Source organism: Streptomyces sp. NPDC057253, assembly GCF_042669125.1.
GTDB lineage: Bacteria > Actinomycetota > Actinomycetes > Streptomycetales > Streptomycetaceae > Streptomyces.
The window spans coordinates 1-9,871 of sequence record NZ_JBHUXV010000211.1 but is presented as its reverse complement, the minus strand read 5'-3'; the positions used below and the strand labels follow the sequence as shown (position 1 = coordinate 9,871).

General features: G+C 72.5%; 7 protein-coding genes. 3 read left to right on the top strand and 4 right to left on the bottom strand.

Annotated elements, in window-relative coordinates; genetic code table 11:
- Positions 1 to 44 precede the first annotated feature (44 nt).
- The 3 genes from ACFULQ_RS46975 to ACFULQ_RS46965 form a co-directional block, all read right to left on the bottom strand.
- A complete protein-coding gene (locus tag ACFULQ_RS46975) occupies positions 45 to 1,727 on the bottom strand; it encodes a GGDEF domain-containing protein (protein ID WP_383557372.1) in 1,683 nt (560 codons plus the stop codon).
- A 98-nt stretch (positions 1,728 to 1,825) separates the two neighbouring features.
- The gene (locus tag ACFULQ_RS46970; protein ID WP_383557369.1) at positions 1,826 to 3,016 is read right to left on the bottom strand and encodes a lipid-transfer protein; all 1,191 of its coding nucleotides are present in this window, start codon (positions 3,014 to 3,016) and stop codon (positions 1,826 to 1,828) included.
- Positions 3,013 to 3,438 carry a Zn-ribbon domain-containing OB-fold protein gene (locus ACFULQ_RS46965; protein WP_383557374.1) on the bottom strand — a complete coding sequence of 142 codons (426 nt, stop codon included), beginning with the start codon at positions 3,436 to 3,438 and terminating at the stop codon, positions 3,013 to 3,015. The genes ACFULQ_RS46970 and ACFULQ_RS46965 overlap by 4 nt, the downstream gene beginning before the upstream one ends.
- A 134-nt stretch (positions 3,439 to 3,572) precedes the next feature.
- Between ACFULQ_RS46965 and ACFULQ_RS46960 the strand changes: the two genes are divergently transcribed.
- Positions 3,573 to 4,109, top strand: coding sequence for an NUDIX domain-containing protein (locus ACFULQ_RS46960; protein ID WP_383557367.1), 537 nt, complete (start codon positions 3,573 to 3,575; stop codon positions 4,107 to 4,109).
- A gap of 12 nt (positions 4,110 to 4,121) precedes the next feature.
- Here ACFULQ_RS46960 and ACFULQ_RS46955 read toward each other — a convergent pair whose 3' ends face one another.
- Entirely contained in the window at positions 4,122 to 6,479 is a 2,358-nt protein-coding gene (locus ACFULQ_RS46955) for a glycoside hydrolase family 31 protein (protein ID WP_383557364.1), read from the bottom strand.
- 214 nt (positions 6,480 to 6,693) lie between these two features.
- Here ACFULQ_RS46955 and ACFULQ_RS46950 point away from each other — a divergent pair, with 214 nt between their 5' ends.
- Entirely contained in the window at positions 6,694 to 8,661 is a 1,968-nt protein-coding gene (locus tag ACFULQ_RS46950; protein ID WP_383557362.1) for an acetoacetate--CoA ligase, read from the top strand.
- 232 nt (positions 8,662 to 8,893) lie between these two features.
- Positions 8,894 to 9,787, top strand: coding sequence for a hypothetical protein (locus tag ACFULQ_RS46945; RefSeq protein ID WP_383557359.1), 894 nt, complete (start codon positions 8,894 to 8,896; stop codon positions 9,785 to 9,787).
- Positions 9,788 to 9,871: the final 84 nt, after the last annotated feature.

Below are 9,871 nucleotides of genomic sequence, written 5' to 3'. Positions count from 1 at the left end.
GAGGCGTGCCGAGCCGCTGCCCGGCTCGGCCGCCGGCTCCGCAGTCAGCTCATCCCCGGCTCCGCCACCGCGTACCCCGCCGAAGCCGCCTCCGTCCCCGAACTTGAACCCGTCCCTGGACCTGAACCCGCCCCGCGCAGCGTCTCGTACCCCGGCACCCCCGCCCGCCCCACAACCCAGCTCGCCCCGCCGAGCGCCTTCGCGGCCTTCTTCAGCGGTGCCAGACACGCGGCCGCCTCCCGGTGGTCCCGCACGCTGCCCGGCGCGCACACCACCGTGGCCAGCGACAGCGTCACCGGCCGTCCGCCCGCCGTCCAGGGCGCGTCCAGCACGGCGGCAGCCAGCGGAGTCAGCTCCTCCGGGTCCGCCAGCACCAGGAAGTCGTCCCCGCCGATGTGCCCCACGCGCGCGGTGCCGGCCGCGGCCTGCTGGAGCACCCGCCCCACCGAGCGGATCAGCTCGTCGCCCGCCGCGAATCCGGCCCCGTCGTTGACCTGCTTGAAGTGGTCGACGTCCAGCCAGCTCAGCGCGAACGTCCGGCCCTCCGCGACCCGTCGGTCCACCTCACCCGTGATCGCGTCCGAACCGGGCAGCCGCGTCAGCGGATTGAGCCCGGCCGCCTCCTCCACCCGGGTCTCGCTCAGCGCCCGTATGAGATCCGCCAGCCGTACGACGCCCACGCACCGGCCCTGGCGGTCGACCACGGCCACGTCGTCCGACGTACGGTCCCGGCTGCCTACGGCGACCACGTCCAGGACCTCCCACGCGGTGGCGTCGACGCCCACCGTCCGCGGCGGATCACCGAGTTTGGCGGCGGGCCGGTCGGCGTACAGGGCGTGCCCGTAGCGCCCCGACATGGACAGCAGGAAGCGCGAGCGGTGCACCGACCGGAACGGCACCCCCTCCCGGTCCACCAGCAGCACCCCGGACACCTCGGGAGATCCGGTCAGCAGCGCCCGCACCTGCCCCGCGGAGGCCGTGGCCGGCAGCAGCGCGGCGGGACGCACGAACTCCCGCACCGACGGCCCCGACCGCGGCGGTGCCGGGTGCCCGGGGGAGCGGGGCGGCACGTACACCTCCGCCGCGGGCAGCCGCGACGGGGGCGCGAAGAGCACACCCTGCCCGAGCTGCGCACCGGCGGACAGCGCGGCCCCGTACTGGAGTTCCGTCTCCACCCCCTCGACGCAGAGGAGCGCCCCGAGTTCGTCGCACAGCGTCCGCATCGCCCGTACCGCCGACGGCCGGGCCAGCAGTGACGCGTCGAGCTTCACGAGGTCAGGCGACATGTCGACAAGCAGTCTCAGCGGTACGTCCCCCTCGCCGACGCCGTCCGCACTGATCCGGAAGCCCTGTCCCCGCAGCTCGGCGACCGCCTCCAGCAGCGCCTGCCGCGGCACATGCGTGTACGGCGGGCCCACGTCGACCGTGACCTCCCACGGCAGCCGCCCCGCCTCCCGCACCGCGTGGTGCAGCGGCGTCAGCCCGCCGAGGTCGGCGAGTGTGCCCGCGAAGACGTTGACGTGCAGCGGCAGCAGCGTCTCCCTGTGTGCCGCCGTCCGTACCGCCAACACGGCGAGCCGGCCGTCGAGTTCGGGATCGCGGCGGGCCTCCGCCAGGACGTCACCGGTCTCCGGGCGGGCCAGTACCTCCAGTGCGGCCACCGCGCCGGTGGTCAGATTGACCACCGGCTGGAAGGCGAAGCGGAGAGTGTCCGTCCAGGAGCGCACGGGAGCATGATGGCGCCCTGGGAGCGGGCCCAAGCGCAGTTCATGAGACGTTCACGCAGGATTCCGGGGGTCTCACGCAGGGTGAGCGGAGCCTTCGGTCAGCGCACCGCCAGCACCGCCGACCCATGCCCGAACAGCCCCTGGTTCGCGGTGATCCCCACGCGCGCGTGCTCGACCTGCCGCGCCCCCGCGTCACCCCGCAACTGCCAGGTGAGCTCGCACACCTGGGCGATCGCCTGGGCCGGAACCGCCTCGCCGAAGGAGGCGAGCCCGCCGCTCATGTTGACGGGTATGCGCCCGCCCGGGGCCGTCGCCCCCTCGCGCAGGAGCTTCGCGCCCTCGCCCGCACCGCACAGCCCGAGGTCCTCGTACCACTGCAACTCCAGGGCGGTGGACAGGTCGTACACCTCGGCCAGCGAGAGGTCCTCCGGCCCCGCACCGGCCTCCTCGTAGGCCGCGCGCGCGATCGATGCCCGGAACGTCTCGGCTGCGGGCTCCACCGCCGCCGCGGAGTCCGTCGCGATGTCCGGCAGATCCAGCACGGTGTTCGGATACCTCGGCGTCACCGTCGACACCGCCCTGATCCGCACGGGCGCGGCCGCACCCCGCCGACGCGCGAACTCCATGCTGGAGAGCACCAGCGCCGCCCCGCCGTCCGAGGTGGCGCAGATGTCGAGCAGACGCAGTGGATCGGCCACCACGGCGGAGGCCGCGACCTCGTCCGCCGTGACCCGCTTGCGGTAGCGCGCGTTCGGATTCAGCGCGCCCATCGCGGAGTTCTTCACCTTGACCTGCGCGAAGTCCTCGGAGGTGTCTCCGTGCACGGCCATCCGCCGCCGCGCGTACAGCCCGAAGTAGGTCGGGTTGGTCGCCCCGAGGACCCGGAACCGCAACCAGTCGGGATCGTCGGGCCGATCGCCGCCCGCGGGCCGGAAGAACCCCTTGGGAGCCGCGTCGGCACCCACCACGAGCACCACGTCGGCGAGCCCCGCGAGGATCTGCGCCCGCGCGGCGGCCACCGCCTGCGCCCCGGACGCGCACGCCGCGTAGACACTGGCGACCCGGGCCCCCTGCCACCCCAGCGCCTTGGCGAAGGTCGCCCCCGCCACATAGCCCGGATAACCGCCCCGCACGGTGTCCGCGCCGACGATCGACCCGACGTCCCGCCACTCCAGACCCGCGTCCGCGAGCGCCGCGCGGGCCGCCACCACGCCGTACTCGACGAAACCTCGCCCCCACTTGCCCCATGGGTGCATGCCCGCCCCGAGCACTGCCACCTCTCCCGTCACGCCGTCACCCCCGTCGGCCGCCACCGCCATGTCGTGAAGACCGTCTCCCCGTCCTCATGCAGGACACCCGGGACGACCTCCACCTCCGCGCCCACCGTCAGATCGGCGACGGTGACCCCGGGAACGGCCTGCCCCAGCACCACGATCCGCTCGGCGGCCAGCTCCACAGCGATCAACGTGTACGGCTCCCACGGAAGTTCCGGATCCGTCACATACGGTGACGGCGGTCGGTACCGGCTGTCCGTGTAGGACCAGACCCGCCCGCGCCGCGAAAGGGGAATCTCCGCCAGATCGCCACCGTCGCAGCCGGGGTTGCGGCAGTGGCCGTCCTCGCGCGGGAAGAACACCGAGGCGCAGGCGGAGCAGCGGGTGCCGAGAAGCGTGAAGTCGTCTCCGTCACCGGTGAACCATCCGGTGACCACTGGTGTACGCGTGCGTGCCAACGCCCCTCCCCGGACCAGATCTGACGGAACGTCAGAAGTGTCGCACGGGCGGCCGTGAAGAGGCAGGGGCCCGACGGAATCGCAGCCACCGATGATCGGATACAGTCCGCCGCGTGTCCGAAACTCTGCACTCCATCCCCAACTCCGCGCCCGGCTCACACTGTTCGAGCTGTGGAGCGCCCTACGGAGAGGGCGTCGCGGGCTGGCCCCGCACCTGTCCCGTCTGCGCCACCGTGGCCTACCGCAACCCCTTGCCGGTCGCCGTCGCGCTCCAGCCCGTGTACGACACCCAGGGCACCGCCCTGGTCGTCATCACCCGGACCGTCGCCCCCGCGCGCGGAGGCGTCGCCCTGCCCGGCGGCTTCATCGACGACCGCGAGGACTGGCGGCACGCCCTGGTCCGCGAACTGAGGGAAGAGACCGGCATCGAGGCGGCGAGCCGCGACGTACGGCTCGTCGACGCGCTGAGCTCGCCCGACGGCCACCTGCTGCTGTTCGGGGTGCTGCCGGAGCGCCCCGCCGACGGCCTCCCGCAGTCCGCCGCCACGAACGAGACGGAGGGCTGGCACCTCCTGCGCAGGCCCGAGGAGCTCGCCTTCCCGCTGCACACCGTGGCCGTGCGGGCCTGGTTCGAGGGCCGCTACGTCTGAGGCCCGGCGCGCTCAGAGCCCGCGCAGCCGCACCGGGAGGGACGGCTCGCTCACGCCGTCCTCGCCCTCCCGCTCGACGACCACCTTCCGGCCCTGCCGGCGGGCGACGTAGCGTTCGATCTCCGGCTCGTCCCACCCGTCGCCCGAGTCCACCACGACCAGCCCGCCCCCGCTCCGTCCCCGGGCGGGAGCCCACACCTCCAGTTCGAGACCGCCGTCGGCGCCCCGCACCGGGATCACGGCACCCGCGCGCGCGAGCACCGGGATCCGCGACAGCGGGGCGTCGACGAGCACCTGGCCCGGTCCTTCGTACGCCTGCTCGGTCGTCGTGTCGTACCAGCGCCCGCGCGGCAGCTGGACCGCCCGCCGGTCGCCGCCCGGATCGAGCACCGGCGCCACCAGCAGGCTGTCGCCCAGCAGGAAGGCGTCCTCACAGTCCCGCAGGGCGCGGTCCTCGGGCGCGGACCACCACAAGGGCCGTACATAAGGCGCCCCGGTACGGCGGGCCAGCTGCGCGAGCGTCATGAAGTACGGCAGCAGCCGCCGGCGTTCCAGGAGTGCCGCACGCGCGTGCTCCAGCACCTCGGCCCCGAACTCCCACGGCTCCCTGCGCCCCGCCCGCAGACTCGCGTGCGTGCGGAACAGCGGCATATAGGCGCCGAGTTGGAACCAGCGCAGATACAGCTCGGGCGACGGGCTCCCGTCGAAGCCGCCCACGTCGGGCCCCGAGTACGGCACCCCGCACAGCCCGAGCCCCATCACGAGCGACAGCGAGGCCCGCAGGCCGGGCCACCCGGTGGCCACGTCACCGGACCAGGTGCCGCCGTAGCGCTGCATGCCGGCCCAGCCGGAGCGCGAGAACAGGAAGGGCCGCTCGGCGGGCAGCAAGGCGCGCAGCCCCTCGTAACCGGCCCTGGCCATGCACAGCGCGTAGACGTTGTGCGCCTCGCGGTGGTCGCCGCCCCTGCCCTCCAGAAAGTGCCGGGCCGAGCGCGGCAGCGTGGACTCCCCGAAGGCGCTGAACGACGTGGGCTCGTTCATGTCGTGCCAGAAGCCCGCGAAGCCTGCCGTGAGCCGCTCCTGGTAGAGACGGCCCCACCACTCACGCACACGCGCGTGCGTGAAGTCCGGGTGGACCGCCTCCCCGGGCCACACGACCCCCTCCACGAGCCGGCCGGACGCGTCCTTCACGAAGGCGTCCTCGGCAATCCCGCTGTCGTACACCGCGTTGCCCGGCGCGGCCTTGACCGCCGGGTCGACGATCGACACCAGCCGGATCCCGTCCCGCAGCAGCTCGCCGGCCAGTTGGGGCAGCTTGGGGAAGCGCTCCTGGTCCACCGTGAACACCTGGTGCCCGTCCAGGTGGTCGATGTCCAGATGGACGGCGTCGAGCGGCAGACCGCGTTCCTGGTACCCGGCGACGATCCGCCGCACCTCCTGCTCGCTGCCGAAGCCCCAGCGGGCGTGATGGTGGCCGAGCGCCCACGACGGCGGCAGGGCGGGCGCCCCGGTGAGGGACGCCCACGCGAGCAGCACGCGCGCGGGGGTGCCCACCATCACCCAGCAGCGCAGCGGACCGCCGTCCATCCGCAGCTCGGACGTCCCCACCCGGTCGTGCCCGGACCCCGCGCCCTCCTCGCCCTCCCGGAGGGTCACGGTGCCGTCCCAGGAGTTGTCGTGGAAGACGAGATGGGTGGTGACGTCGGCGACGACCAGCTGCACCGGCATCGTGATGTACAGCGGATCGTCACCCGGCCCGAAGGCGTGGCCCGGATCGGTGTTCCACAGCCGGTACGTGCCGTCCCGCAGCCGCGGCCCGGACGCCCTGCCCCCGAGCCCGAAGAACCGCGCGTCGGCGGCCACCTCGGACCGCTGCATCCAGCGCGCAGCACCGCCCCCCACCGGCTCCCACCACCGGGGCGGCAGATCCCGGCGCACGGTCACCCCGCCGGGCGTACGCACCTCGACCGCGCCGTGCCGCGACACCACGACCGTGGCCCGCTCGGACACGACCCGCCAGCCGTCGTCCTTGTCCGGCTCCAGGACCGCCCGGGGATCCGGCTCCGGACAGCGGCCCGCCAGCGCGTACGACGGCTCGGGACCGGCCCCGTCCCAGCCCCAGAAGACCGCCCCGTTCACCGCGACCATGATCCGCAGCTCGGACCGGGCGAACCGGACGACACCCCCGCCGGGCCCAGGCTCGGCCCCCTGCACCGGCCCCGGCACCCGCGCGCGCTCGGCCCCGCGGGCCGGCAGCCCCGCGGCGTCGGTACGCCGCCTGCGCCACGCCGCCCGCACGGTACGCAACCCCTGGGTCGCGCCCGCCGAGCCGACCGCCTTCACCGAACGCACCAGGTCACGACCGTTCATGCTGCTCACCCTGCCACTCACTGCCCCACACACGTGTGCCGTTCAACTTCCGTTCACCCGTGCCGGGACCACATCTTCACGACACGGACTATGTGGGCCGCACCCTGGCGTTGAAGTTGATCACATGGCATCGTCCCTGTCAGCCGCGTCACGCGCACACCCCTTGCCCGTGCGCGGGAGACGCACACGACGCGCACAGTCCGGGAGCCGCCCCATGTCGACCGTGAACCCCCAGCCGCTCTGGCAGCCAGATCCGCAGCGCATCGCCCGGTCCCAGGTCACCAGGTTCCAGGCATGGGCGGCCGAGCACCACGGTGCCCCGGCCGACGGCGGCTACGCGGCCCTGCACCGCTGGTCGGTGGACGAACTGGAGACGTTCTGGAAAGCCGTCGCCCAGTGGTTCGACGTACGGTTCTCGACCCCCTACGCGCGCGTGCTGGGCGACCGCTCGATGCCCGGCGCCGACTGGTTCCCCGGAGCCACCCTCAACTACGCCGAGCACGCCCTGCGCGCCGCCGACACCCGCGCGGACGAACCCGCCCTCCTGTACGTCGACGAGACCCATGAGCCGCGCCCGGTGACCTGGTCCGAGCTGCGCCGCCAGGTCGGCTCCCTGGCCGCCGAGCTGCGGGCCCTCGGCGTGCGGCCGGGAGACCGCGTCAGCGGCTACCTCCCGAACATCCCGGAAGCCGTCGTCGCCCTCCTCGCCACGGCCGCCGTGGGCGCCGTCTGGACCTCCTGCGCCCCCGACTTCGGCGCCCGCAGCGTCCTGGACCGCTTCCAGCAGGTCGAACCGGTGATCCTCTTCACCGTCGACGGCTACCGCTACGGCGGCAAGGAGCACGACCGCCGCGAGACCGTCGCCGAACTCCGCCGCGAACTGCCCTCCCTGCGCGCCGTCGTCCACATCCCGCTCCTCGGCACCGAAGCCCCCGAAGGCGCCCTGGAGTGGTCGGCCCTCACGAGCACGGACACCGAGCCGGTCTTCGAGGCGGTGCCCTTCGCCCACCCCCTGTGGGTCCTCTACTCCTCGGGCACCACCGGCCTGCCCAAGGCCATCGTCCAGTCCCAGGGCGGCATCCTCGTCGAACACCTCAAACAGCTCGGCCTGCACTGCGACCTGGGCCCCGAGGACCGTTTCTTCTGGTACACCTCCACGGGCTGGATGATGTGGAACTTCCTCGTCTCCGGCCTCCTCACCGGCACGACCGTCGTCCTCTACGACGGCAGCCCCGGCTACCCCGACACCGGCGCCCAGTGGCGGGTCGCCGAACGCACGGGCGCCACCCTCTACGGCACCAGCGCCGCCTACGTCATGGCCTGCCGCAAGGCCGAGGTGCACCCAGGACGCGACTTCGACCTCTCCAAGGTGCAGTGCGTGGCCACCACCGGCTCACCACTCCCGCCCGACGGCTTCCGCTGGCTGCACGACGAGGTCCGCGAGGACCTGTGGATCGCCTCCGTCAGCGGAGGCACGGACGTGTGCTCCTGCTTCGCGGGCGCGGTACCGACCCTGCCCGTCCACATCGGCGAACTCCAGGCACCCGGCCTGGGCACCGACCTCCAGTCCTGGGACCCCAGCGGCGAACCCCTGATCGACGAGGTCGGCGAACTCGTCGTCACCAACCCCATGCCCTCGATGCCGATCCACTTCTGGAACGACCCCGACGGCAGCCGCTACCACGACAGCTACTTCGACACCTACCCCGGTGTGTGGCGCCACGGCGACTGGATCACCGTCACCTCGCGCGGCTCGGTCGTCATCCACGGCCGCTCCGACTCGACGCTCAACCGCCAGGGCGTGCGCATGGGCTCCGCCGACATCTACGAGGCCGTGGAGCGACTCCCCGAGATCAAGGAATCCCTGGTCATCGGCATCGAACAGCCCGACGGCGGTTACTGGATGCCGCTCTTCGTGCATCTGACCCCCGGAGCGGTGCTCGACGAGGCGCTCCTGGAGCGCATCAAGCGGACCATCCGCGAGAACCTCTCACCCCGCCACATCCCCGACGAGGTCATCGAGGTGCCCGGCATCCCCCACACCCTCACCGGAAAGCGCATCGAGGTCCCCGTCAAACGCCTCCTCCAAGGCACCCCCATGGAGAAGGCGGTCAACGCCGGCTCCATCGACAACCTCGACCTGCTCCACTTCTACGAGGACCTGGCCCGCAAACGCGCCTGAACCACCGCAGGCGGCCTCGGAGGCACTCAGTCCGTCCAGCGCGCCTTCGGACGACTCGCCGTCACGGCGGCCATCACCACCGACCCGGCAGGCTGGGCCGCCTTCGGCACGGTCATCGCTCTGACCTGCGGATTCAACATCCCATGGGTCCGGGACCGCCTCGCTCGGACGCCGTTGTCAGTGCCGCCGGTTACTGTGAGTGAGCATTGATCGCCTGCGCACAGGGGGAAACATGGCGCACACCGACCACCAGACAATGCGGCGCGTCCTGCGCCGCGAAATCGCCGGCACCATCGGCCTGCTCACCGACGAACACGACTTCCGCGCCATGCGGCGCTACCGCAGCTTCACCTTCGACGACCACGCGACCTACCTGAAACAGGTCGAAGACCTCCTCAGGACCCGCGCCGCACAGGGCAACCACACCACCGTCGCCCTCTTCGACCCACAGGAGTACGCCGAGTTCTGCGAGGAGACGGGCCTGAACCCGGACGTCCCGTCCAGCCGGACCCGCTTCACGGCGGAACTCGCCGGCACCGGACCGACACTGCCCTACGAGGGCCAGCCCCTGACCGACCTGGTGCCCGCCCTCGTGGACGAGGCCGTACGCCAGGCCACCTGGGAGTACGCGACCACACTCCTCGCCCGCCTCGGCAGCTGCGGCTCCTGCGGGGAGGACATCGGCCGCGCCGCCTTCACCCGCGCCTCGGACCTCCTCGTCCGGATCCTCGATACCGCACAACCAGGCGAACACCACCTCGTGTGCAGCATCACCGGCACCCCGGAAGCCCTCGTCTCCGTCCTCCACTCCGACGAGAACAGCGACGGATCCGTCCAACTCGACGAAGCAGAAGCCCTCGAATTCACCACCGTCCTGGCACTCGGCATCGCCACTCAGAGTCCCGGCGGACTGGTCATGCGCACCAGCGCCCCGGGAACCACCGACCGCATCTACGGCTGGCGCCTGCGCGGCGACGGCCTCGAACCCCTCACCGCCGGAGAAGTCTTCGACGCCTACTGCACCGACATCGACTCCGGCGATCTGATCTCCCCAGAGTCGGACGTCGACTACTGCGTCCCACCCGACCTCGGACCGGAAGGCCAGACCCCGCACCACAGCCACTGAACGACGAGGAGGGCGCCCCACCCACCGGTCGAGCGCCCTCCCGGAACCGTCAGCCGAGCCGACTCTGCCCGACTACTCGCCGGA